Origin of the sequence: Pseudomonas sp. 2hn, assembly GCF_019646095.1 — a bacterium.
GTDB classification, from domain to species: domain Bacteria; phylum Pseudomonadota; class Gammaproteobacteria; order Pseudomonadales; family Pseudomonadaceae; genus Aquipseudomonas; species Aquipseudomonas peradeniyensis.
In genome coordinates, this window is sequence record NZ_CP081016.1 from 4,094,189 (window position 1) to 4,118,819 (window position 24,631).

General features: G+C 65.5%; 19 protein-coding genes, 1 tRNA gene and 1 pseudogene. 9 read left to right on the forward strand and 12 right to left on the reverse strand.

From position 1 onward, the window contains the following. Positions 1-6: 6 nt before the first annotated feature. On the reverse strand, positions 7-2,154 hold the full coding sequence (fadB, locus tag K2O50_RS18430; RefSeq protein ID WP_050704828.1) for a fatty acid oxidation complex subunit alpha FadB: 2,148 nt from the start codon (positions 2,152-2,154) through the stop codon (positions 7-9). Positions 2,155-2,628: 474 nt separating this feature from the next. Then, the gene (locus tag K2O50_RS18435; RefSeq protein ID WP_050704827.1) at positions 2,629-3,066 is read right to left on the reverse strand and encodes a hypothetical protein; all 438 of its coding nucleotides are present in this window, start codon (positions 3,064-3,066) and stop codon (positions 2,629-2,631) included. A 110-nt stretch (positions 3,067-3,176) separates the two neighbouring features. Here K2O50_RS18435 and K2O50_RS18440 point away from each other — a divergent pair, with 110 nt between their 5' ends. Further along, entirely contained in the window at positions 3,177-3,617 is a 441-nt protein-coding gene (locus K2O50_RS18440) for a universal stress protein (RefSeq protein WP_050704826.1), read from the forward strand. Positions 3,618-3,734: 117 nt separating this feature from the next. Here the strand turns inward: K2O50_RS18440 and K2O50_RS18445 are convergent, their stop codons facing one another. Next, positions 3,735-5,666: an ATP-binding cassette domain-containing protein gene (locus K2O50_RS18445; RefSeq protein WP_050704847.1), complete on the reverse strand. Its 1,932-nt coding sequence runs from the start codon at positions 5,664-5,666 to the stop codon at positions 3,735-3,737. Between the two features lie 207 nt (positions 5,667-5,873). Here K2O50_RS18445 and K2O50_RS18450 point away from each other — a divergent pair, with 207 nt between their 5' ends. Next, on the forward strand, positions 5,874-7,802 hold the full coding sequence (locus tag K2O50_RS18450) for a transglycosylase SLT domain-containing protein (RefSeq protein WP_050704825.1): 1,929 nt from the start codon (positions 5,874-5,876) through the stop codon (positions 7,800-7,802). 66 nt (positions 7,803-7,868) lie between these two features. On the opposite strand, the gene K2O50_RS18455 is transcribed toward K2O50_RS18450, so the two are convergent. Both K2O50_RS18455 and K2O50_RS18460 read right to left on the reverse strand, forming a co-directional pair. Continuing rightward, positions 7,869-8,672 carry an MOSC domain-containing protein gene (locus tag K2O50_RS18455; protein WP_050704824.1) on the reverse strand — a complete coding sequence of 268 codons (804 nt, stop codon included), beginning with the start codon at positions 8,670-8,672 and terminating at the stop codon, positions 7,869-7,871. Between the two features lie 40 nt (positions 8,673-8,712). Beyond that, the gene (locus K2O50_RS18460) at positions 8,713-9,642 is read right to left on the reverse strand and encodes a chemotaxis protein CheV (RefSeq protein WP_050704823.1); all 930 of its coding nucleotides are present in this window, start codon (positions 9,640-9,642) and stop codon (positions 8,713-8,715) included. Positions 9,643-9,981: 339 nt separating this feature from the next. On the opposite strand from K2O50_RS18460, the gene K2O50_RS18465 reads away from it, so the two are divergent. The 3 genes from K2O50_RS18465 to K2O50_RS18475 all read left to right on the forward strand — a co-directional run bounded on the left by K2O50_RS18465 (position 9,982) and on the right by K2O50_RS18475 (position 12,549). Then, the gene (locus tag K2O50_RS18465) at positions 9,982-10,482 is read left to right on the forward strand and encodes a hypothetical protein (RefSeq protein ID WP_050704822.1); all 501 of its coding nucleotides are present in this window, start codon (positions 9,982-9,984) and stop codon (positions 10,480-10,482) included. A 521-nt stretch (positions 10,483-11,003) separates the two neighbouring features. Continuing rightward, complete coding sequence (locus tag K2O50_RS18470) at positions 11,004-11,900, forward strand: sensor histidine kinase (RefSeq protein WP_050704821.1); 897 nt, start codon at positions 11,004-11,006, stop codon at positions 11,898-11,900. Then, complete coding sequence (locus K2O50_RS18475; RefSeq protein ID WP_050704820.1) at positions 11,890-12,549, forward strand: response regulator transcription factor; 660 nt, start codon at positions 11,890-11,892, stop codon at positions 12,547-12,549. Before K2O50_RS18470 ends, K2O50_RS18475 begins: the two co-directional genes overlap by 11 nt. Here K2O50_RS18475 and yegS read toward each other — a convergent pair. Continuing rightward, positions 12,533-13,420: a lipid kinase YegS gene (gene yegS / locus K2O50_RS18480; protein ID WP_050704819.1), complete on the reverse strand. Its 888-nt coding sequence runs from the start codon at positions 13,418-13,420 to the stop codon at positions 12,533-12,535. The genes K2O50_RS18475 and yegS overlap by 17 nt on opposite strands. A 266-nt stretch (positions 13,421-13,686) precedes the next feature. Here yegS and K2O50_RS18485 point away from each other — a divergent pair, with 266 nt between their 5' ends. Both K2O50_RS18485 and K2O50_RS18490 read left to right on the forward strand, forming a co-directional pair. Next, positions 13,687-15,144 carry a mannose-1-phosphate guanylyltransferase/mannose-6-phosphate isomerase gene (locus tag K2O50_RS18485; RefSeq protein WP_050704818.1) on the forward strand — a complete coding sequence of 486 codons (1,458 nt, stop codon included), beginning with the start codon at positions 13,687-13,689 and terminating at the stop codon, positions 15,142-15,144. Positions 15,145-15,207: 63 nt separating this feature from the next. Continuing rightward, positions 15,208-16,443 carry a glycosyltransferase family 4 protein gene (locus K2O50_RS18490; RefSeq protein WP_050704817.1) on the forward strand — a complete coding sequence of 412 codons (1,236 nt, stop codon included), beginning with the start codon at positions 15,208-15,210 and terminating at the stop codon, positions 16,441-16,443. Here the strand turns inward: K2O50_RS18490 and glp are convergent. Both glp and moaB read right to left on the reverse strand, forming a co-directional pair. After that, complete coding sequence (glp, locus tag K2O50_RS18495; RefSeq protein WP_050704816.1) at positions 16,432-17,619, reverse strand: gephyrin-like molybdotransferase Glp; 1,188 nt, start codon at positions 17,617-17,619, stop codon at positions 16,432-16,434. The two genes, K2O50_RS18490 and glp, sit on opposite strands and share 12 nt — an antisense overlap. Before the next feature lie 16 nt (positions 17,620-17,635). Further along, on the reverse strand, positions 17,636-18,175 hold the full coding sequence (gene moaB, locus K2O50_RS18500; RefSeq protein WP_028692756.1) for a molybdenum cofactor biosynthesis protein B: 540 nt from the start codon (positions 18,173-18,175) through the stop codon (positions 17,636-17,638). Positions 18,176-18,345: 170 nt separating this feature from the next. Between moaB and K2O50_RS18505 the strand changes: the two genes are divergently transcribed. Next, positions 18,346-18,567, forward strand: coding sequence for a YgdI/YgdR family lipoprotein (locus tag K2O50_RS18505; protein ID WP_023632528.1), 222 nt, complete (start codon positions 18,346-18,348; stop codon positions 18,565-18,567). Between the two features lie 81 nt (positions 18,568-18,648). After that, positions 18,649-18,725: transfer RNA gene (locus tag K2O50_RS18510), tRNA-Pro, on the forward strand. 236 nt (positions 18,726-18,961) lie between these two features. Here the strand turns inward: K2O50_RS18510 and mqo are convergent. The 4 genes and pseudogenes from mqo to K2O50_RS18525 all read right to left on the reverse strand — a co-directional run bounded on the left by mqo (position 18,962) and on the right by K2O50_RS18525 (position 24,503). After that, positions 18,962-20,527: a malate dehydrogenase (quinone) gene (gene mqo, locus K2O50_RS18515; RefSeq protein WP_050704815.1), complete on the reverse strand. Its 1,566-nt coding sequence runs from the start codon at positions 20,525-20,527 to the stop codon at positions 18,962-18,964. 397 nt (positions 20,528-20,924) lie between these two features. Next, positions 20,925-21,692 carry a methyl-accepting chemotaxis protein gene (locus K2O50_RS26945; protein WP_409077831.1) on the reverse strand — a complete coding sequence of 256 codons (768 nt, stop codon included), beginning with the start codon at positions 21,690-21,692 and terminating at the stop codon, positions 20,925-20,927. Between the two features lie 165 nt (positions 21,693-21,857). Then, positions 21,858-22,067: pseudogene (locus K2O50_RS26950) on the reverse strand (methyl-accepting chemotaxis protein); the annotation flags it as partial. Between the two features lie 672 nt (positions 22,068-22,739). Beyond that, a complete protein-coding gene (locus tag K2O50_RS18525; protein WP_050704814.1) occupies positions 22,740-24,503 on the reverse strand; it encodes an ABC transporter transmembrane domain-containing protein in 1,764 nt (587 codons plus the stop codon). Positions 24,504-24,631: the final 128 nt, after the last annotated feature.

The window sequence follows — 24,631 nt, forward strand, 5'->3', positions numbered from 1 at the left end:
GGGCGCTCAGTTGAAGAAGCGCTGGCCGTTCTTGGCCATTTCGCGCAGCTTCGCAGTGGGGTGGTACAGCGGCCCCAGGTCGGCGTACTTGTCGGCCAGTGCGACGAACTCGGCGACCCCGATCGAATCGATGTAGCGCAGCGCGCCACCACGGAAGGGAGGGAAACCGATGCCGTAGACCAGGCCCATGTCGGCTTCGGCGGCGGTCTCGACGATGCCGTCTTCCAGGCAGCGCACGGTCTCCAGGCACAGTGGCACCATCATCCAGTTGATGATGTCCTCGTCGCTGACTTCACGCTGCTCGAAGATCACTGGTTTGAGCACGTCGAGCACGCTGGCGTCGGCGACTTTCTTCGGCTTGCCGCGCTTGTCGGTCTCGTAGGCGTAGAAGCCCTTGCCGTTCTTCTGGCCCAGGCGGTTGGCCTCGTAGAGGGCGTCGACGGCGGAGCGACGGTCGTCCTTCATGCGGTCCGGGAAGCCCTCGGCCATCACGTCGCGGCCGTGGTGGCCGGTGTCGATGCCGACCACGTCCATCAGGTAGGCCGGGCCCATCGGCCAGCCGAACTTCTCCATGACTTTGTCGATGCGCACGAAGTCGACGCCGGCGCTGACCAGCTTGGCGAAACCGCCGAAGTACGGGAACAGCACGCGGTTGACCAGGAAGCCCGGGCAGTCGTTGACCACGATCGGGTTCTTGCCCATCTTCTTGGCGTAGGCAACGGTAGTCGCGACCGCGACTTCGCTGGACTTCTCGCCGCGGATGACTTCGACCAGCGGCATCATGTGCACCGGGTTGAAGAAGTGCATGCCGACGAAGTTTTCCGGACGCTTGAGCGCCTTGGCCAGCAGGTTGATGGAGATGGTCGAGGTGTTGGAGGCCAGGATGGCATCTTCCTTCACCTGGCCTTCCACTTCAGCCAGTACCGCTTGCTTGACCTTCGGGTTCTCGACCACGGCCTCGACGACGATGTCGACGTTGGCGAAATCGCCGTAGGACAGGGTCGGACGAATGGCGTTGAGCGCCTCGGCCATCTTCGCCGGGGTCAGGCGACCCTTCTCGACGCGCTTGCCGAGCAGCTTGGAGGCCTCGTTCAGGCCCAGCTGGATGGCTTCCTCGCGGATGTCCTTCATCAGGATCGGCGTGCCCTTGACCGCCGACTGGTAGGCGATGCCGCCACCCATGATGCCGGCGCCGAGCACGGCGGCCTGCTTCACGTCGTGGGCGATCTCGTCGTGGGCCTTGGCCTTGCGCTTGAGCTCCTGGTCGTTCAGGAACAGGCCGATCAGGCTCTCGGCGACCGAAGTCTTGGCCAGCTTGGCGAAGCCTGCGGCCTCGACTTCCAGGGCCTTGTCACGGCCGAAGTTGGCCGCCTTCTGGATGGTCTTGATGGCCTCGACCGGCGCCGGGTAGTTCGGGCCGGCCTGGCCGGCGACGAAGCCCTTGGCGGTCTCGAACGCCATCATCTGCTCGATGGCGTTGAGCTTGAGTTTTTCCAGCTTGGGCTGGCGCTTGGCCTTGTGGTCCAGCTCGCCGCTGATGGCGCGCTTGATCAGGTCCAGGGCACCGGCCTGCAGCAGCTCGGGCGCCACCACGGCGTCGACGGCGCCGACCTTCAGGGCGTCCTCGGCACGGTTTTCCTTGCCCGAGGCGATCCACTCGATGGCGTTGTCCGAGCCGATCAGGCGCGGCAGGCGCACGGTGCCGCCGAAGCCTGGGTAGATGCCCAGCTTGACTTCCGGCAGGCCGATCTTGGCGCTGCTGGACATGACCCGGTAATCGGCGGCCAGGCACATCTCCAGGCCGCCACCCAGGGCGATGCCGTTGATGGCGACGACAGTCGGCACCTGCAGGTCTTCGAAGTCATTGAAAATGCGGTTGGCTTCCAGGTTGCCGGCGACCAGTTCGGCCTCGGGCAGCTTGAAGTTGTCGACGAATTCGGTGATGTCGGCGCCGACGATGAACACGTCCTTGCCGCTGCTGACGATCACGCCCTTGATCGAGGCATCGCCCTTGATCACGTCCACGGCCTGACGCAGCTCGTTCAGAGTGAGACGGTTGAACTTGTTGACGGACTCACCCTTGAGGTCGAACTTCAGTTCGACGATGCCGCTTTCAAGAGCCTTAACCGTGATGGCTTTACCTTCGTAAATCATCAACTGATCTCCACGATATGGAAGCTGAACAGTACACGTCGAACGCTGGCGCAAGAGCCGGTCTACCGGTCCCTCGCCCCAGGCACACCCGTCGACGCGCTAATCGGGATTCTGTAAGAGCCGTCTGACATACAAACGCTCAATTCATACGCCCGTTTGACTTGGGTGTGCACACATTCTCCGAAATGAACGGCGTTGTCAAATGCTCGCGAACACCGTGAAAACGCGACTTTCCAGTCATCTTCTACCCGCCGGGTACGAAACATGATGACAGTGATCGCCGACCATTCATGTCAGCGATAGACCATCACCGACCGCGGACGGCGCTTTTTTCTAAACGCATCCGCCAACCATGGCTACACTGGGTCTGCATGAAAGTGTTTCCGGCCTGCCTGGCCTTTTTCTGCGCTGCAGAACGCAAAACGGCGCGCAAGAGCATGATTGCTCCTGCGCGCCGTTTTGCGTTGGTCAGGTTCAGGCGAGGGTATCGAGGGCCTGGGCAATATCCTGCAAAACAGATTTATCGCCCCGCTCGCTCCAGTACAGGGCGATCATGCGCCGGTCGGCCTCGACCTTGTAGACGGTTTCCGGCAGGCGGGCGAAGACCTCGGCCAGGCGCGGGTCCTCGCAGGGTTCGCGCCACTGGTTCCACCACACGCCTGGGCTGATCTGCCAGTAGCACCAGCAGTCCTCGCGGCCCTTGCGCCGCGCCCGATGGTATTGCGGACAGGGGCTGGGCGGCTCCTTTTCCAGCCAGTGCGGCCACTGCTGCGGCGCCAGCTGCATGGCCAGGCCCATGCGCCGCCCTTCAAGGCGCAGGCTCATCTGCTCACCCTGCTTGCGCGACTGGCGCAGCCAGGCCAGCGGGCTGAGCATCAGCGCAAGGATTGACACCACCAGCCATACCGTCATATCTGTAGACCTTATAAAGCGTTGCAAATGAGCGGGTTATCCAGGTTTCACGAACGCCCGGCCCGAAAGCGACCATACTTCTACTATCGCGATTGTCAGGAGTACTGCACATGTCCTACGAACATCTTCTGGTCGCCGTCGACCTGACCGAAGAATGCGACCCGGTGATCAAGCGGGCCAAGACCATCGCCCTGGCCAGCGGCGCCAAGGTATCCCTGGTGCATATCGTCGAACCCATGGCCATGGCCTTCGGCGGCGACGTGCCGATGGACCTTTCGCAGTTGCAGCAGCAACAGTTCGACCAGGCCAAGGAGCGCATGGAACGCCTGTTCAACAAGTACCCGGACATCCAGCGAGGCGATTCGCACCTGGTCTATGGCCAGCCGCGCCAGGAGATCCATGAACTTGCCAAGAAACAAGCCTGCGACCTGATCGTGGTCGGCAGCCATGGCCGCCATGGCCTGGCGCTGCTGCTGGGCTCCACCGCCAATGACGTGCTGCACGGCGCGCCGTGCGATGTACTGGCGGTAAGGCTGCAGAAGAAAGAATAAGTCAACCTGCTCCGGCCTCTTCGCGGGTAAACCCGCTCCCACAGGCTGGTCACCGCTCCTGAGGCAGTGGTAACTCTGTGGGAGCGGGTTTACCCGCGAAGAGGCCGGGACAGGAAATCAGCCTTCCAGCTCGGCCCAGCGCTCCACCAGCACGTCCAGCTCGCCCTGCAGCTTCTCCAGCTTGGCCAGCACTGCGGTGGTTTCATCGATCGGACGCTGGTAGAAGTTCGAGGCATTGACCTCTTCCTGCACCTCGGCCATCTGCTGTTCCAGCGCATCGATCTGCCCTGGCAGCGCTTCCAGCTCGCGCTGCAGCTTGTAGCTGAGCTTCTTCTTGCTGGCATCGGCAGCGGGCGCGGCGACGGCCGCAGGCGCTTGCTCTTCAACCGCCTTGGCGACCACCGCGCTGTTGAGCTCGGACTTGCCGCCCTTGCTTTCAGTCACGCCCAGCAGCTTCGGCGAACCACCCTGGCGGATCCAGTCCTCGTAGCCACCGACGTACTCGCGCACGCGCCCCTCACCCTCGAACACCAGGGTGCTGGTCACCACGTTGTCGAGGAAAGCCCGGTCGTGGCTGACCATCAGCACCGTGCCCTTGTAGTTGGACAGCACTTCCTCGAGCAGCTCCAGGGTCTCGACATCGAGGTCGTTGGTCGGTTCGTCCAGCACCAGCAGGTTGGCGGGCTTGCTGAACAGCTTGGCCAGCAGCAGGCGCGCACGCTCGCCACCGGACAACGCCTTGACCGGCGTGCGCGCACGCTGCGGGCTGAACAGGAAGTCGCCGAGGTAGCTCAGCACGTGGCGGTTCTGGCCATCGATCTCGATGAAGTCGCGACCTTCGGCCAGGTTGTCGATGACGGTCTTTTCCAGGTCCAGCTGATGACGCATCTGGTCGAAGTAGGCCACTTCAAGCTTGGTGCCACGCTCGACCTTGCCGCTGGTCGGCTCCAGGTCACCGAGCATCAGCTTGAGCAGCGTGGTCTTGCCGGTACCGTTGGCGCCGAGCAGGCCGATGCGGTCTTCGCGCTGCAGGACCATGGAAAAGTCCTTGACCAGTTTCGGGCCATCCTTGTGTGCAAAGCTGACGTCCTCAAGCACCATCACCTGCTTGCCGGACTTGTCCGCCACCTCGATAAGGATGTTGGCCTTGCCCTGGCGTTCGCGGCGCTCGCCGCGCTCCACGCGCAACGCCTTCAACGCACGTACACGGCCTTCGTTGCGGGTACGCCGGGCCTTGATACCCTGGCGGATCCACACCTCTTCCTGGGCCAGGCGCTTGTCGAACAGCGCGTTGGCGGTAGCCTCGGCGGCAAGCTCGGCCTCCTTGTGCACCAGGAAGCTGGCGTAGTCGCCGTTCCAGTCGATCAGTCCGCCACGGTCCAGCTCGAGGATGCGCGTGGCCAGGTTCTGCAGGAAGGAACGGTCGTGGGTGATGAACAGCACCGCGCCGTTGAAGCCGTTAAGGGCTTCTTCCAACCAGGCGATGGCACCGATATCCAGGTGGTTGGTCGGCTCGTCGAGCAGCAGCAGGTCGGGCTCGGACACCAGTGCCTGGGCCAGCAACACGCGACGGCGCCAGCCGCCGGAGAGCTCGGCCAGGGTCTTGTCGGCCGGTAGCTGCAGGCGGCTCAGGGTGCTTTCCACCACTTGCTGCAGGCGCCAGCCGTCGCGGGCCTCCAGCTCGTGCTGGACGTGCATGAGCTTTTCCAGGTCCTCGTCGCCGTGGATGTTCTGGCTCAGGTGGTGGTACTCGGCCAGCAGCTCGCCCACGCCATCCAGGCCCGCGGCCACCACGTCAAAGACGCTGCGCTCGTCGGCCACCGGCAGTTCCTGTGGCAGTTCGCCGATCTTGAGCCCCGGCGCGCGCCAGATATCACCGTCGTCGGGCTTCTGCTCGCCCTTGACAAGGCGCAGCATGCTCGACTTGCCCGTGCCGTTGCGGCCGATGATGCACACCCGCTCGCCACGGGCGATCTGCCAGGACACTTTGTCCAACAGCGGCATGGCGCCGAACGCGAGGGACACATCGCTGAATTTGAGCAGGGTCATGATCATCTCCAAAAACCGGGCGCGCATTCTACCCGACTTGGCCCTTCACGGCATCAAAAGCCCATCGCCGGCAGCAGGACATCGGATAACAACTCGATACAAGCACAGTGCTTTCACCGGCCACCGGCAAACGGCTAAGCTAGGCAGTAATACCCAACAGTGCTGGCTCCGCCGTCACTTTCCATGGTTCTACTGCCCGGACGTATCATGCGCAGCCGCCTGTTACAAATTGCTTCCTGCCTGCTGCTCACCGCCACCGCCGCGAGCGCCGCACAGGCCATCGACATTTCCCAGCAGCGTCAGTACTACGACGAGGCCAAGCGCGCCCTGGCCAAGGGCGACAAGGGCCCTTACCTGCGTTACGCGCAGGCGCTGCGCGACTACCCGCTCACGCCCTACCTCACCTACGACGAGCTGACCGCCCGCCTGAAGAGCGCCAGCAACGAGGAGATCGAGGGCTTCCTCAAGGCCCACGGCGACCTGCCCCAGGCCAACTGGATGAAACTGCGCTGGTTGCGCTGGCTGGCCGAGCGCGGCGAATGGAACACCTTCACCCGCTACTACGACCCCAAGCTCAACTTCACCGAACTGGACTGCCTCAACGGTCAGTACCAGCTCTCCCACGGCCTGCGCGCCGAAGGCTTCGCCACCGCCGACAAGCTGTGGAACGTCGGCAAGTCGCAGCCCACCGCCTGCGATACCCTGTTCTCCATGTGGGCGGCCGAAGGCCAGCTGACCGAGGCCAAGCGCTGGCAGCGCGCCAAGCTGGCGGCCCAGGCACGCAACTACGGCCTGGCCAGCAACCTGGTCAAGACCCTCACCACCCTCGGCCCTCAGGGCAAGCTGCTGATCGATGTGGCGCAGAAGCCCGAGCTGCTCAACCAGCCGTCGCGCTTCACCCCGGTCAACGAGGCCATGTCCGACGTGGTCAGCCTCGGCCTGCGCCGTCTGGCCCGCCAGGACCCCGAGCAGGCCATGGCGCTGCTCGACGACTACGCCCAGCGCATGCACTTCTCCCGTGACGAGAAAGTCGCCATCGCCCGCGAGATCGGCCTGACCCTGGCCCGGCGCTACGACCCGCGCGCCCTCGACCTGATGACCCGCTACGACCCCGAGCTGCGCGACAACACCGTCAGCGAATGGCGCCTGCGCCTGCTGCTGCGCCTGGGCCGCTGGGAGGACGCCTACGAGCTGACCAAACGCCTGCCCCAGGACCTGGCCAGCAGCAACCGCTGGAAGTACTGGCAGGCGCGCAGCCTGGAGCTGGCGCAGCCGAACAACCCGCAGGTCCCGCTGCTGTACAAGACCGTCGCCCGCGAGCGCGACTTCTATGGTTTCCTCGCCGCCGACCGGGCGCAGACGCCCTACCAGCTGAACAACAAGCCGCTGGCGCTCAGCCAGGCGGTGATCAACAAGGTCCGCAATACCCCGGGCGTGCGTCGCGCCCTGGAGTTCCATGCCCGCGGCCAGATCGTCGAGGGACGCCGCGAGTGGTACCACGTCAGCCGCCACTTCAACCGTGACGAGATGGTCGCCCAGGCCCGCTTGGCCTATGACATGCGCTGGTACTTCCCGGCCATCCGCACCATCAGCCAGGCCCAGTACTGGGACGACCTGGACATTCGCTTCCCCATGGCCCACCGCGACACCCTGGTGCGCGAAGCCAAGGTCCGCGGCCTGCATTCAAGCTGGGTGTTCGCCATCACCCGCCAGGAAAGCGCCTTCATGGAGGACGCCCGCTCCAGCGTCGGCGCCAGCGGCCTGATGCAGCTGATGCCGGGTACGGCCAAGGAGACCGCACGCAAGTTCAGTATCCCGCTGGCCTCGCCGGCGCAGGTGTTCAACCCGGACAAGAACATCCAGCTCGGCGCCGCCTACCTGAGCCAGGTGCACGGCCAGTTCAACGGCAACCGCGTGCTGGCCTCGGCCGCCTACAACGCCGGCCCCGGGCGCGTGCGCCAGTGGCTCAAGGGCGCCAAGCACCTGAGCTTCGATGTGTGGGTCGAGTCGATTCCGTTCGACGAGACGCGCCAGTACGTGCAGAACGTGCTGTCGTATTCGGTCATCTACGGGCAGAAGCTCAATTCACCGCAGCCGCTGGTGGATTGGCATGAGCGGTATTTCGACGATATGTGATCGGAGCCTATCGCGGGGCAAGCCCGCTCCCACGGTGCGTGGGAGCGGGCCTGCCCCGCGATAGCACTATTCGAGGACCTGGACGGCCATACCCACCTTCAGCTCCCCCTCGCCATCCACCGCCAGGTTCTGGCCAAACAGCACATCCCCCTCCTTCTCGCGGAACGTCTTGAGCGTGGTCAACGGCTCACGGTCCGGGCTGCGCTCGCCCGTGGCGGGATCAAGGGTGGTGAGGATGCAGCGCACGCTCGGCTTGAGCACGCGAAAGGTCATGTCGCCGATACGGATACGCTTCCAGCGGTCCTCGGCAAAAGCCTCGGCCCCCTCGACCACCAGGTTCGGGCGAAAACGCAGCATCTCCATGGGGCGCCCCACCCGACGGCTCAGCTCATCCAGTGAAGCCTGGCCGATCAGCAGCAGTGGAAAACCATCGGGAAAGGCTGCCCGGTCACTGTTCAGGCCGTAGCCGCTGGGCAGGTAGCGGGCCCGCTGTTCGGGGCAGTGCACCAGCCTTACCGCCTTGCCCAGCAGCTCGCTGAGCCAGGCTGCGGCGGCATCGCCGGCATCGGGTACGCGCAAGGTGTCGCGCCAGATGGTGACGCCGCGCAGCGCCTCGTCGGCGGGCGGCACCGGCACCTCCAAGGGCGCCTGCCCCGGCGCCTGGAGCAACAACTGGCCCTGATCGCCATAATCGGCACCAACCTGCCCCAGCCGCGGCCAGGCCCGCTGGGTCAGGAAGCGGCCATTCTCCTCCTCCACCACCAACCAGCGGCGGTCACCGTCCAGGCCCAGATTGCCGACCGCGGACGCCTGCAGGCCCTGGGCCCGTCCCGATTTCACCGGGTATCGATACAACGCACTCAGAAACATCCTTGCTCACCTGGCATCCGTGGAAATGCCAAGCTTACACCTAGGCGTGATCCATGTTCAGACGCTGACGCACCACATCCACCAGGCGGTCGGGCTGGAACTTGGACAGGAAGTTGTCGCAGCCGACCTTCTTGACCATGGATTCGTTGAAGCTGCCGGACAGCGAGGTGTGCAGCACCACGTAGAGGCCGCGCAGGCGCGGGTCGTTGCGGATCTCGGTGGTCAGCCGGTAACCATCCATCTCGGGCATTTCGGCGTCGGTGAAGATCATCAGCAGCTTCTCGCAGACATTCTCCCCGGCGTCGGCCCAGCCCTTGAGCAGGCGCAGGGCCTTGAGGCCGTCGCTGGCCACGTGCAGCTTCACCCCCAGTTGCGACAGGGTGTCGCGCAACTGCGCCAGGGCCACGCTGGAGTCGTCCACCAGCAGCACTTCGCGGCCACGGGCACGGGCCAGCACCGGGTCTTCCAGCTTGTCGCGGGATACCTTGGCGCTGTACGGCACGATCTCGGCCAGCACCTTCTCCACGTCGATGACCTCCACCAGCTTCTCGTCGACCTTGGTGATCGCCGTGAGGTAGTGTTGGCGACCGGCGCTGGCCGGTGGCGGCATGATGGCTTCCCAGTTCATGTTGACGATACGATCGACGCCGCCCACCAGGAACGCCTGCACCGAACGGTTGTACTCGGTGACGATGATGGTGCTGTCCGGTCCCGGCTGCAGCGGGCGCATGCCGATCGCCTGGGACAGGTCGATCACCGGCAGCGTCTGGCCACGCAGGTTGACCACGCCGCAGACGAAGGAATGACGCTGTGGCATGAGGGTCAGCTTGGGCAGCTGCAGCACCTCCTGGACCTTGAACACGTTGATGGCGAACAACTGTCGGCCGGCCAGGCGGAACATGAGGATTTCCAGGCGGTTCTCACCCACCAGTTGCGTGCGTTGGTCTACCGTGTCGAGAATGCCAGCCATTGGAAAGCCCCCAGGCGTGAGTCGGTAAAAATTGAATGCATCCCCCTGTATCGGCGGATGCGCGCGCAGCTTGACCCCTGATGGAAAAAGCCGCACCGGGTGATTGATATCACTTTACCATCATGCTTTACTGCTGCCACATCCCACCGCGTCCGTCGCTCGCAACGAACGACCCACCTGAATCCTCATCAGGGAATCCCCTAGTAGCAATCGGGTGCAACCTGATGTTCGCAATATCCATTAGCCATTAATGTGACGCCATTCTCACTGCATGAACGGAGTCAGGCTTTTGCGAGCGATCATCTTGGTACGGCCAATCCCTGACCACGGGGCGCCATGATGGATAGCACACCACTGCACAACGCCGCCGTGGCGGCCTTCCTGCAAGATGCGCAGGTCCTGCTGGCCAGGTCCCAGGAATGCCTGCAGCACCTGGAACTGATCGCCAACGACCCGGACGCCTGCCACAGCCTCACCACGGCACTCGACACCCTCGCCCGCCGCGCCGACGCGCTCGGCCTGCTCGAGGTCGCCCACTATGCGTTCGCCCTGCAAAAGCTGCTCGCGCCCACCTGCGCCCAGCAGCACCTGCACGGCAGCAGCCTGCCTGCACTGGACGCCTGCCTGACCCTGCTCGACTGGCAACTGGAGCTGCTCGACCCGCGGACCGGCCAACTGGGCATGGACACCGACGAACAACGGCTGCTGCTAGGCGAACTGGCCACCTCCCTGGGCCAGCCGTCCACGCAGCTGTGCGCGGACTGCCAGCAGACGGGGGTGTACTGCGCCCACCCTCATACGGCAGACAACGGCATCGACGCGTCCGACCGGCAACACTAGGGTTTGTAGGAAAAGTCGCCGAGCGGCGATCAGGCAAGGCGAAAACAGGCGAGGAAGCGGAGTTTGCTGGGTGCAAATGAGCATTCCGAGCCTGTTTTCAACGCAGCATGATCGTCGCGCAGGCCCTTTTCGTACAAACCCTAATGCGGCCAACTGAGTCACAACTAAGGTCGGCTCAGGGTGAAACTTGCAAAGTTGGACAAGTTTTTCCAAATGTTTTTGCGCAGCGGGATTATTAGTTGCCCCAGGCGCATTGGAAACATCATTTAATAATGGCACTCTGCTAGCCAAGCCCTCGACCACCAGGCCCGCCACAGCCCGGAAAATACGAGGTTTCAAGCAGTTATCCCCCCGCGACCAAATTCAATCAAAGTGATAACATGCGCGCATTCGAACATGCGCGCCCAGGTTATCGGGCGATTGGATCCGCATTGCGCACTTGATTGCAAGCGGGGCGGTAAAACCTCTGGTCAGACGTGTGCAATGCCCCTAACCGCTATAACTCAGTGGCTTCCCTATCTATGCTCCCACGCTTGAAGTTTCTCCAGCGTTGCCGCTCCAGCGTTGCCCTGCTGCGCTGGACGACCGCGCTGCTGTGCGTTGCATCGCTGGCGGCGAACCTGGTGGTATACCTGAGCACCCAGCCCCTGTCGGCCAGCCTGCTGCTGCTGCAACTGCTGGCGATGATCGGCGTCGGCTGGCACCTGCGCCACTGGGCGCGTTCGATCAGCCTGCGCCCGGCGGAACTGGCCACGCGCATGCTCAAGGTGCAGGAAAGCGAACGCCAGCGCCTGAGCCGCGAGCTACACGACGATATCGGCCAGCTGCTGACTGCCGCCAAGCTTCAGGTCGACTGGCTGCAACGCCGGGTGCCGCCCGAGCTGCAGGAGCACTGCAGCACCTTGCGCAGTACCCTGGACCTGACCCTGAGCAACGTGCGCGACGTTTCCACCATTCTCAACCCGCGCCAGCTGGCCAGCCTGGGCCTGGAGGCGAGCCTGCGCGCGCATCTGCTACGCACCCTGGAAAACACCGAGGTGCACTGGAGCCTGGAATGCAAGCAGCGTCTGGGCGGCATCAGCGAAGAGGTGGCCATGGCCGCCTTCCGCATCACCCAGGAGGCGGTCACCAACATGTTGCGCCACGCCGACGCCCGCAACCTGGTGGTTCGCCTGCAACGCACCTCGGCCGGCCTCGCCCTGTCGATCCACGATGACGGTGGCGGCTTCGTACCGGCCCAGTCCCCCGCAGAGTACGGCCAGCGCGGCATGGCCGGCATGCAGGAGCGGGTGACCGCGCTGCAAGGCAGCCTGACCATCACCAGCCAGCCCGGCCAGGGCACCCAGATCGAAGCCCTCTTTCCGTGGCCGCCCCGCAGCCAAGAACGCGCCAGGACCCCTGCCTCCGATGACCTGTAGATTACTGCTGGTGGACGACCACTCCCTGATTCGCGCAGGCGTCAGGGCACTGGTATCGGACATCCCCGGTTACACCGTGATCGGCGAGGCCGACGACGGCGACCAGCTTCTGGAGCACGTCCTGCGCCTGGCGCCGGACATCGTCCTGCTGGACATTTCCATGCGTTCGACCAGCGGCCTGGACGCGCTGACGCAATTGCGCGCAAACGGTTGCACCTGCAAGGTCCTGATCCTGTCGATGCACACCGACCCGGAAATGATCATGCGCGCCCTGGAAAGCGGCGCCCACGGCTACCTGCTCAAGGACACCACGGCCACCGAGCTGGAACAGGCGCTTACCGCGCTGCGCAACGAAGAACGCTACCTCAGCCCGGCCATCGCCCACACCGTCATCAACCAGGCGCTGCTGCGCGCCCAGAGCGGCCGCCAGCCGAGCAGCGAAGGTCACAACCTGACCGGTCGCCAGCTGGAGATCCTGCGCCTGATCGTGCGCGGCAAGTCGACCCGAGAGATTGCCGCCGGCCTGGGCCTGTCGATCAAGACCGTGGAGACCCACCGCTCGCAGATCATGAAGCGCCTGCAGATCTACGACGTGGCGGGGCTGGTGCTGTTCGCCGTACGCGAGAAGATCATCAGCCTGGACGACTGAGCAGCGGCGAGTCCGTCGGCAGGTGCACGCGCAACGCTCGTGGCATGGCCTCGAAGCGCAGGCTGGCGGCCTGCAGCGGCTCGCCGTCGAGATTCATGTCCAGCCCCTGGGCGCCCTTGATTTCCACCCAGGGCAAACGCGCGCGGACGAACAGGCCGTCACCGGCCAGCAGGTCGCGCAAGGCCCCCGCTACCTCCTGCGGCGCCGGCAGGATGCCGATATCCAGCAGGCCGTCATCTACTGTTGCCTCCGGGCACAGCACGTGCCCGCCGCCGGCCTGGCGGCCATTGCCGATGCCCAGCGCCAGCAACTCGCCCTGCCATTGGAAGCCAGGCCCCTGCAGCTCGACCGAGGCAGCCTGCAGTTCGCTGAAGCGTGACAGGCCGGTGAACAGATAGGCCGCCGCGCCCAGCACTTTCTTCAGGTCTTCCGAGGTGTTGGCCGTGACCTGGCTGCCGAAGCCCCCGGTGGCCATGTTCAGGAACAACTGGTCGCCCACCCGCCCCAAGTCAATCGGCCGCGCCGGCACCTCCAGCAGGTCGAGCGCCGCCTGCGGTTCGAGGGGCACGCCGGCTGCCCTGGCGAAGTCGTTGGCGGTGCCCAGTGGCAGCAGCGCCAGGCTGGCCTGGGTGGCGGCCAGGCCCATGGCTTCAGCCACGTCGCGCAAGGTGCCGTCACCGCCACCGGCCACCACCTGGCCATAGCCCGCCGCCAAGGCTTCGCCGACCAGGCGCTGGGCGTCGCCGCCCTCCCAGGTCAGGCGCACATCCAAGGTCCAGCCCCGTTCGCGCAGTTGGCCCACCGCAGCTCGCACCTCTTCGTTGCCAGCCTGCTTGCCATGCAGGATCAACAGTGCCTTGCGCTCGCTCATGCCGCTCTCCCCGAATAGAAATGCCCTACTGCAATCTCGACCACTGCCGCACGCAGATTGCTCCCGACGACGCCGAAAAACCGCCACTTCACACAATTGCCATTGAAAGCTGATCGCCACAGGTGCATCATCTGACAAATATTTGGCCATCACGGACGAAGCCGACTCGAAAAGTCATTTTATTGACTTTGTGCCGCCAGACGCCTGACAGGTCGTGATTTCCTTGCATTGCGCTGCCCCCGGCGCCCTGATTCGAGGCTGTGACTATGAGCGTTCTGATCCCCTGCATCATCGCTGGCGGCGCCGGCACCCGATTGTGGCCGGTCTCCCGCGAGGCCATGCCAAAGCCCTTCATGCGCCTGCCCGATGGCATGAGCCTGCTGCAGAAGACCTTCAGCCGCGCCAGCAGCCTGCCCGGCGTCGAACGCGTGCTCACGGTGACCAACCGCGAAGTGGTGTTCCGTACCCAGGACGAGTATCGCCAGGTCGGCACCCAGCGCATTGCGCTGGACTTCATCCTCGAACCCTTCGGGCGCAACACCGCCCCGGCCATCGCCGCCGCGGCGCTGCACTGCGCCCGCCTGCATGGCGAGGACAGCCTGCTGCTGGTACTGCCCGCCGACCACCTGATCCAGGACCAGGACGCCTTCGAGGCGGCCGTCCAGCGGGCCATGGCCCTGGCCGCACAAGGCTGGCTGACCACCTTCGGCCTGCTGCCGACCCGCCCCGAAACCGGTTTCGGCTACGTCGAACTGGGCCAGCCGCTCGACGGCGACAGCTACCGGGTCGCCCACTTCGTCGAAAAGCCCGACGCCGACACCGCCCAGGCCTACCTGGACGGTGGCCGGCACCTGTGGAACGCCGGCATGTTCTGCCTGCGCGCGGGCACCGTGCTGCAGGAGCTGCAGGCCCATGCCCCCGAGGTACTGCACAACGTGACCCACTGCCTGGTGCAGAGCCCGTTCAAGGAGGGGACATGCGGCCAGCAGGTGGAACTCGACGCCGACAGTTTCGCGCTGGCCCCCGACATCTCCATCGACTACGCCCTCATGCAGCCCTCCACCCAGGTGGCCGTGGTGCCCTGCGCCATCGGCTGGAGCGACATCGGCAGCTGGGAAGCGGTGCGCGAGCTGCGCCCGGCCGACAGCCAGGGCAACCACTGCAACGGCGAAACCGTGCTGCACGACGTGAGCAACTGCTACATCGACTCGCCACGCCGGCTGGTAGGCGCGGTGGGCCTGGACAACCTGATCGTCATCGACACCCCCGACGCCCTGCTGATCGCCGATGCCGCGCGCAGCCAGGAGGTCAAGGTGATCGCCCAGCAACTCAAGCGCCAGGGCCACGATGCCTACCGCCTGCACCGCACCGTGACCCGCCCCTGGGGCCTGTACACCGTGCTCGAGGAAGGGCCGCGGTTCAAGATCAAGCGCATCATGGTCCGCCCCGGCGAATCGCTGTCGCTGCAGATGCACCATCACCGCAGCGAGCACTGGATCGTGGTCAGCGGCATGGCCTGCGTGACCAACGGTGAAGAGGAGTTTCTGCTCGACACCAACGAGTCGACCTTCATCAAGCCCGGCCGCAGCCATCGCCTGACCAATCCCGGCGTCATCGACCTGGTGATGATCGAGGTGCAGAGTGGCGAGTACCTGGGCGAAGACGACATCGTGCGCTTTACTGATATCTATGGACGCGCCCCGGCAGCAGCAGCACCTGCTTGACTGCCAGAGGGCGCGTTTTGCCATCCAGGGCCGACACCCGGCCAACCGCGAGGATTCGGGCTCATGCGCATACTCTGGACCCTGCCCTACCTGCCCTGGCCCACCACCAGCGGCAGCAAGACCCGGCAATTCCACCTGCTGCGCGCCCTGGCGCAGCATGGCCACCGGATCACCTTGCTGGTGCAGTCGAAGGTACCCTTGAGCGACGCGGCGCGCGAGGCCCTGGAACCCCTGGTGGAGCGCCTGGTGGTGCTGCCCCGGCGCGCACTGCACAGCCCGCTGAACCTGCTGGCCTCGCCCATCATCGACTACCCCATGCGGGCCATCATCAATGGCCTGGCGCCCTGCCTGAGGCACCGCTTCGAGCAACTGCTGGACGAACCCTGGGACGTGATCCAGATCGAGCACAGCTACAGCTTCCAGCCGTTCGAGAAGGCCTTGCAGGCCCGTGGCCTGCCCTACATGCTCAGCGAGCACTACCTGGAGTCGGTGATGGGCGCCGCCTGTCACGACCGCCTGCCCCTGTGGCTACGGCCGCTGAACGCCTTCGACCGCTGGCGCTACCGGCGCTGGGAGCAGCGGGTACTGCGCCAGCCCACCGAGGTGGTGGCGGTCAGCGCCCACGACGCCGAGCTGATCGGCCAGATCAGCGGGCGCCCGGTGAACGTGGTGGTCAATGGAGTGGACTGCGACCACTACCAGGACGTGCGCCCCACGCCGCACAGCCAGCGCCTGCTGTTCGTCGGCAACTTCGAGTACGGCGCCAACCTGGAGGCCATCGAATGGGCGCTGGAGGAAATCCTGCCCCAGGTGTGGATGAGCAACCCGGCGGTGCGCCTGGCCATTGCCGGCCACGCCCTGCCGGCCAGCTGGAAGCTGCACTGGAACGACCCGCGCATCGAGTGGGTGGGCTATCGCCCCGACCTGCGCGAACTGCAACGGCGCTCGGCGCTGTTCTTCGCGCCGCTGCGCCATGCCGGCGGCTCCAAGGTGAAGATCCTCGAGGCGATGGCCGCCGGGTTGCCGGTGATCACCACCAGCAAGGGCGCCTCGGGCCTGGCCATGAACAACGGCGAGCACTACCTGGGCAGCGACGACAGTGGCCAGCTGGCGCTGCTGGTCACCCAACTGCTCAACCAGCCATGGCGCATGTGCCAGCTCAGCGAGGCCGGGCGCCAGTTCGCCCGCCAGCGTCATGACTGGAGCGTCGCCGCCCAGCAGCTGGAGAACGTGCACATGCGCCTGACCCAGCTGGCGCCGGCTGGCGCGGCGGCCGCCGGTAGCGTGCTAGCCAAGTAGTTCGCTGAACGGAATGAACGTCACCGCATCGCCCTGTTGCGGCGTCGTGCCTTCGAGCACTTCCACCACGCCATCGGCCCATGCCGCGCTGCGCAGCACGCCGGAGCTCTGGTTCTTGTAGATGCGCACGCGACCTTCCTCGATACGCGCCCTCAGGTACTCGCGGCGCGTCCCGGCCTTGGGCCAGTCGAAGCCCGCCGGCACGCTGAAGCGCAACGGCGCGACATGGGCCACGCCCATTCGACGCAGCAGGTAGGGCCGGGTCAGCAGGCCGAAGGTGACCAGGGTCGAGGCCGGATTGCCCGGCAGGCCGATCACCGGCACCCCCTGGTAATGGCCGAAGGTCAGCGGCTTGCCCGGCTTGATCGCCAGCTTCCACAGCGCCAGCTCGCCCGCCTCGCGCAGGGCCAGGCCGAGGAAATCGGCTTCGCCCACCGACACGCCGCCGGTGGACAGGATCAGGTCGACATCACCCAGCCCGCCAAGGCACTGGCGGGTACGCTCGAGATCGTCCGGGAGAATGCCGGCGTCGACCACCGTGCAGCCCAGGCGTTGCAGCCAGCTGACCAGCAGGCGTCGGTTGCTGTTGTAGATCTGCCCGGGCCCCAGGGCCAGGCCCGGCTCGACCAGTTCGTCGCCGGTCGACAGCACCGCCACCCGGGGCCGGCGCCGCACTTCAAGCGTAGCGAAACCCAGGGTCGCGGCCAGGCCGAGCTGGATCGGGCCCAGCCGCGTGCCGGCGCTCATCACCTGTTCGCCGACACGGGTTTCCTGGCCTTTGGGGCGAACGTTCTGCGCCAGCGCCAGGGGCTCGAGAAAGCGCACCCGGCCGTCTTCGAGCACCTCGGTGTTTTCCTGCATCTCGACGCAATCGGCGCCTTCCGGCAGCGGCGCGCCGGTGAAGATCCGTGCGCAGGTGCCAGGCTCCAGCGGCTGTGGCGCATGCCCGGCGAAGATGCGCTGGGTCACCCGCAGCGGTTCGCCCTGCCAGTCGGCCAGGCGCAGGGCGTAGCCGTCCATGGCGCTGTTGGGCCACGGCGGCAGGTCGAGGCCGGCCACCAGCTCGTGGGCCAGGACCCGCCCTTCGGCCTCGGCCAGCGCTACCTGTTCGGTCTCGGCGATGGGCGCCGTGTCGGCCAGCGCCAGCAGGCGCTCCAGGGCCTCTTCCACCGGCATCAAGGGCCGGGCCACCTCAGCCACGGCTGTCACAGGCCGCCGCCTGCTTCAGGTGCGGCACGAAATTGCACGGCCGGTGACGGGCGTCCAGCTGCTCGGCGAGGATGCCGTCCCAACCGGTGCGCACGGCGTTGGTCGAACCCGGCAGGCAGCAGACCAGGGTGCCGTTGGCAAGCCCCGCCAGGGCGCGGGACTGCACGGTGGAGGTGCCGATATCGGCCACCGAGATCTGCCGGAACAGTTCGCCAAAGCCCTCGACCTGCTTGTCCAGCAGGCACGCCACGGCTTCCGGGGTGCTGTCGCGGCCGGTGAAGCCGGTGCCACCGGTGATCAACACCACCTGCACCTGGTCGTCGGCGATCCAGGTCGCGACCTGGGCGCGGATCTTGTACAGGTCGTCCTTGAGCAGCACGCGCTCGGCCAGGCGATGGCCGGCGGCGCCCAGGCGATCGACGAACAGCTGGCCGGAGGTGTCGGTGTCGAAAGTGCGGGTGTCGCTGACCGTCAGCACGGCGATGTTCAGCGCAACGAAAGGGGTATCTGCCTTGGCTTTCATGGGAGTCCGTCGCAGGGTAACTGGGAATGTGCGCTGTTATATCACAGGCCGCCTGCGGCGTTGTTCTTGGTCAATGCCGCCGCGATGGCGCTATGCTGCACTGTGCAAGGAACTTGCGTGGACGCCCTGCGTCTTAATGACATCTAGCACCATCGCACTGGAGAAACACGATGATCCAACGGACCCTTCCCGCCTTCCTGCTTGCCCTGGGCCTGGGCGCCCTCGCCGGCTGCGCCTCGCCAACCGTCATCACCCTCAACGACGGCCGCGAGATCCAGGCGGTGGACACCCCTTCCTATGACGACGACTCCGGCTTCTACGAATTCGAGCAGCTCGACGGCAAGCGCACGCGCATCAACAAGGACCAGATCCGCACCGTCAAGGAGCTGTGATCCAGCATTGCTTTTGGACGCAACTCCTTTTTGCAACAAGGGGTTGCGTTGAAAAAAGCGATGCAGTAGCATTTTGGACATCGGAGTGTAGCGCAGCCAGGTAGCGCGTCTCGTTCGGGACGAGAAGGCCGCAGGTTCGAATCCTGTCTCTCCGACCATATCCCGCAAAAAACCCGCCTCGAGCGGGTTTTTTGTTGCCTGCGAAAAGGCCAGGTGGCGCCCTGCATCAGGCAACACTGGGCCCTGTAGGAGCGGCCTTGTGCCGCGAAAGGGCTGCACAGCAGCCCCGGGATTTCAGCGTTGTTGCAAAGATCGCCAGGGCCGCTTTGCGGCCCTTTCGCGGCACAAGGCCGCTCCTACAGGTTGGCGCCGCTCCCACGCTTAGCTTACGCGGTTACTCCGGCAACACCGGCACGTACAGCAGTTGCAGGCGCGCACTGCTCCACTCACGGGTCTTGTTGGTCAGCTCGAGGTCGTTGTTCAGCTTCTGGCCGTAGGTCGGCACGATCTCCTTGAGCTTGGCTTGCCACTCGGCACTCTTGATCCGATCCTTGAAGGTCTTCTCCAGCACGCTCAGCATGATCGGCGCGGCGGTCGAGGCACCGGGCGAGGCACCCAGCAGCGCGGCAATGCTGCCGTCCTCGGCGGCCACCACTTCGGTGCCGAACTGCAGCACGCCACCGTGCTCGGGATCCTTCTTGATCACCTGCACCCGCTGGCCGGCCTGGAGCAGCTTCCAGTCTTCGTTCTTGGCGTTGGGGAAGTACTCGCGCAGGGCCGCCATGCGGTCATCGAAGCTAAGCATCAGCTGGCCCATCAGGTAGGTGCTCAGGTCAATGTTGTCGATCCCGGCGTGCATCATCGGGCTGATGTTGTGGGTAGTCAGCGAACTGAACATGTCCAGCAGCGAGCCGTGCTTGAGGTACTTGGTGGAGAAGGTCGCGAACGGGCCGAACAGCAGCACTTCCTTGCCATCGATCACCCGAGTGTCCAGGTGCGGCACCGACATCGGCGGCGCGCCGACCGAGGCCTTGCCGTACAGCTTGGCCTTGTGGCGGGCGACCAGGTCGGCATTGTCGGTCATCAGGAACTGGCCTCCGACCGGGAAACCGGCATAGCCTTCGGCCTCTTGAATGCCGGACTTCTGCAGCAACTTGAGCGCGCCACCACCGGCACCGATGAAGACGAACTTCGCCTTGACCGCGGACTCCTTGCCGCCGTTGGCCAGGTCGGCCACCACCACGTTCCAGCTGCCATCGTCATTGCGCACGATGTCGCGCACTTCATGGCTCAGGTGCAGTTGCACATTGGGGTTGCGGGTCATCGAGGCGAACAGCTGGCGGGTGATCTCGCCGAAGTTCACGTCGGTGCCGATGGCCATGCGGGTCGCGGCCACCTTCTGCGCAGGATCTCGGCCTTCCATCACCAGCGGCACCCACTTGCGAATCTGCTCGTGATCCTCGGTGATTTCCATGCCGCGGAACAGCGAGCTGTGTTGCAGGGCTTCGACGCGCTTGTGCAGGAAGTCGACGTTGTCGTCACCCCAGACGAAGCTCATGTGCGGCACATTGTTGATGAACGAGCGCGGGTTGCTCAGCACGCCCTGCTCGACCTGGTAGGCCCAGAACTGCTTGGACACCTCGAACTGCTCGTTGACGTTGACCGCCTTGCTGATGTCGATGCTGCCGTCCTTGCCGACGCTGGTGTAGTTCAGCTCGCAGAACGCCGAGTGGCCGGTGCCGGCGTTGTTCCAGGCATTGGAGCTTTCCTCGGCGACCTGGTCCATGCGCTCGTAGACGTCGACCTTCCAGTTCGGTTCCAGCTCGGTGAGGTAGGTCCCAAGACTCGCACTCATGATGCCGCCGCCGATCAGCAGGACATCGACGGACTTCTGTGGCTCCGCGGGCTTGGAGCAGCCGATGACGCCCAGGCACAGGAGCGTCAGCAGGATTTTTTTCATTAGCTCAATCCAATTGAAGTGAAGGACTGGCAGTCGTTGCCCCCGGCGTGCACGCCCGGATGTTGTTGTTCTGGTCAGCAGGAGTCTTGCGAAATCGGGGCACGATCGCCTCGGGCCGTGGCCCGGGGCGCCGTAAAGCAGGGAGTGTGCCAGGTTGGCCTGGGCCAATGGCGCAGTGGGCTTGGCAGGGGCGGGTTGGCGGCAATCCGCCAAATGGATGGGTACTTTGCCTGAGGAATGGCGGATTTCCCCCGAACGCCTGTAGGAGCGGCCTTGTGCCGCGAAAGGGCCGCAAAGCGGCCCCGGCGATCATTGCGTCAACATTGAAATCCCGGGGGCCGTTGCACGGCCCTTTCGCGGCACAAGGCCGCTCCTACACAGGGATCGTGCAGGCTTGTCAGGCAGTGAGGCGGGAAGTGACTTCGCCCAGCTGTCCCGACAACCCGTGCAAGCGCTGTCCGGCCTGTTCGGTATGCTGCACGGCCTCCTGGTTGGCGGTGGCGATGCGGGTGATCTCGACCAGGTTGCGCGAGATGTCCTCGGCGACGCTGGTCTGCTCCTCGGCAGCAGTGGCGATCTGCCGGTTCATGTCGCGGATCGCCTCCACCGCCGTGGTGATGCGCTGCAGCATCTGCCCGGCCTGCTGCACCTGCTCGGCGCCCTCCTCGCTGCGCTGCTGGCCGCTCTCGATGGCCTTGACCGCCTCCACCGCGCCCGACTGCACCGCTTCGATGATCTGGTGGATTTCGGCGATCGACGCCGCGGTGCGCTGGGCCAGGCTGCGCACCTCGTCGGCAACCACCGCGAAGCCGCGCCCGGCCTCGCCGGCACGGGCGGCCTCGATGGCGGCGTTGAGCGCCAGCAGGTTGGTCTGCTCGGCGATGCCGCGAATCACTTCGAGCACCTTGCCGATGCGCGTGCTGTCGTGCTCCAGGTGACGGATCACCGCCGCGGTACCGGCGATTTCGCGGTTGACCACGGCGATGGTGTCGATGGTCCGCTGCATGACCTGCTCGCCGGCCTGGGCGCTGTGGTCGGCCTCGTCCGCGGCGCGGGCGGCGTCGGCGGCGTGGCGCGCCACTTCCTGGGCGGTGGCCGACATCTCGTGCATGGCCGTGGCGACCTGGTCGGTGCGCTGGAACTGGTCGTGGGTGCCATGGGCCATGTCACCGGCGATGCTGCGCAGGCGGTCGCTGGCGCTTTCCAGCTCCTCGGCATTGTCCTTGAGGCGGCCGACGGTGTCGGCGAGGAAGTCACGCAGGGTGTTGGCGGCCAGCGCCAGGCGCCCCAGCTCATCCTCGCGGCGGCTGTCGACACGGGCGGCGAAACGCCCCTGGCTGAGCTGGGCGACATAGTCGATCAGCTGGCGAATCGGCTCGACCAGGCTGCGGTTGACCAGCCACAGGCTGAACAGCCCGACCAGCACGGCCGAGCCCAGCATCACCAGCACACCCAGCCATACCGTGCGTTCGGCGCTGGCGCTGATGGCGCCGGCACGCCCGTGGGCGTCGGCGCGCAACTGCTCCACCAGCGCGCTCATCTGGTCGCTGGTGGCACGGTCCACACCCTTGACCGCCAGGTCGCCCGCCACCGGGTCGCCGCCGGCGGCCAGGAACGCCTGGCGTCCCTGCGCATAGGCAGAGCCCAACTGCCGGTGGCTGGCCTTGAGCTGCTCCAGGCGCGCCTTGAGCGCCGGCTCGCTGCTGTCGATCAATTGCCCCAGCAACTGCTGCACCTGCTGCTCGCGGGCCTGGAACTGCTGCCAGTACTTGTCCAGCTCCGCCGGCTGGCGACCACGCAGCAGCACGTTCTTCCACTCCTGCACCTGGATCTTGAACTGCAGGTTGGCTTCGTCGATCAGCTGCGAGGCACGCAACGGCCCGTCCACCAGCTCGGCATAGCCGCGCACGCTGGACGACAGGAACTGGAAGCACACCAGGGCGATCAGCAGGATCGCCACCAGGCTGCCACCGAGCAGGGAGAGAATTTGCACTCTGAGGGATTTACGCAAGATTGCGGATCTCGGAACAAGGAAGAGGGAAAACGGCGCACGACGGCACCGCCGACGGAGGCATCCTTGTCCTCGTTCGCTGGCCCGAAAACGCCGCCATCGGGCGATGGCAACCAGGGCGAGCACCTGCGCAACGGCCGAGGCAGATAGTCTCAGGCAATTGCTACAAAATTGTTACAAAACAGTGACAGCGATGGCCGCTCAGGCCGGGTTGAACTGCAGAGCGGCCAAGCGTGCGTAGAGTGGGCTTTGCTCGATCAATTGTCGATGACTGCCGACTGCCGCCAGTCGGCCTTTGTCGATCACCGCGATGCGATCGGCATGCTGCACCGTCGCCAGGCGGTGGGCTATGACCAGCGTGGTGCGCCCGGCCATCAGCTGCGGCAACGCCTGCTGGATCAGGTGCTCGCTCTGCGCGTCCAGGGCGCTGGTGGCTTCGTCCAACAGCAGGATCGGCGCATCCACCAGCAGCGCCCGGGCGATCGCCAGGCGCTGACGCTGGCCGCCGGACAACCCTAGGCCGCCCTCGCCCAGCAGCGTCTGGTAGCCCTGGGGCAACTGGGCGATGAACTCATGGGCATGGGCGCTGCGCGCCGCCGCCTCGACCTCGGCCAGGCTGGCGTCGGGCCGACCGTAGCGGATGTTGGCCTCGACCGTGCCACGGAACAGCGCCGGCTGCTGGGCCACCAGGGCGAACTGGCGACGCAGCTCGGCCGGCTCCAGACCGGTGATCGGTTGGCCATCGAGCAGAATCGCACCACCCTGCGGGTCGTAGAAACGCAGCAGCAGGTCGAACAGGGTCGACTTGCCGGCCCCCGACGGCCCGACCAGGGCCACGGTCTCGCCCGGGCGGATGTGCAGGCTAAGACCATCGATGGCCGCCGCCGTGGGGCGCGATGGGTATGCGAAGCGCACGTCGCTCAGCTGGATATCGCCCATGGCACGGCCCTGCGCCAGCCCCTGTGGTTGCGCCGGCGCCAGGATCGCCGTCTGTGCCGCCAGCAGCTCGGCGATGCGCTCGGCGGCGCCGGCAGCCCGTTGCAGCTCGCCGATCACCTCGCTCAGGGTGCCGAAGGCGCTGCCGACGATCAGGCTGTAGAACACGAAGGCGGCCAGCTCGCCGCCGGAGATGCGCCCGGCGATCACGTCCATGCCACCGACCCAGAGCATCACCCCTACCGCCCCCAGCACCAGCACGATTACCAGGGTGATCAGCCAGGCGCGCTGGGCGATGCGTCTGCGTGCCACCCCGAACGCCGCCTCCACGGTCTCGGCGAAGCGCGCCTGGTCATGCCCCTGATGGTTGTAGGCCTGCACCGTCTTGATCTGGCCAAGGGCCTCGGCGACATAGCTGCCCACGTCGGCCACCCGGTCTTGGCTCTGCCGCGACAGGCTGCGCACGCGCCGCCCGAACAGCAGGATCGGCGCCAGCACCAAGGGCAAGGCCAGCACCACGATGCTGGTCAGCTTGGGGTTGGTGACGAACAGCAGGATCACCCCGCCCAGCACCATCAGCGCGTTGCGCAGGAACATCGACAGCGACGAGCCGATCACCGACTGCAGCAAGGTGGTGTCGGCGGTCAGCCGCGACTGGATCTCAGAACTGCGGTTGTCCTCGAAGAAACCCGGGTGCAGGCCGATCAGGTGATCGAACACTGCCCGGCGAATATCGGCCACGCAGCGCTCGCCGATCCACGACACCAGATAGAAACGGGCGAAGGTCCCCACCGCCAGGGCCAGCACCAGCAGCAGGAACAGGCCGATGGTCTGGTTGAGCTGGTGCGCCGAGCCGGTCATGAAACCCTGGTCGACCAGCAGGCGGATACCCTGCCCCATGGACAGGGTGATGGCGGCGGTGACCACCAGTGCCAGCAAGGCCAGCAGCGCCTGGCGGCGATAGGGACGGACGAAGCGCCAGCCCAGGTGCAGGGCGCGGCGCTGGCGGGGCGAGATCGGCTCGGGCATGGCGAAGGTCGTTCTGTGCTGAGACCAGACCAAGACTACCACTCGTCGACCCCGTGCAACGTCTGGAAATGCGACGCCGTCCCATGATCGAACGGGGCGGCAGTGACTATGCCCATTCGTTCTAACCT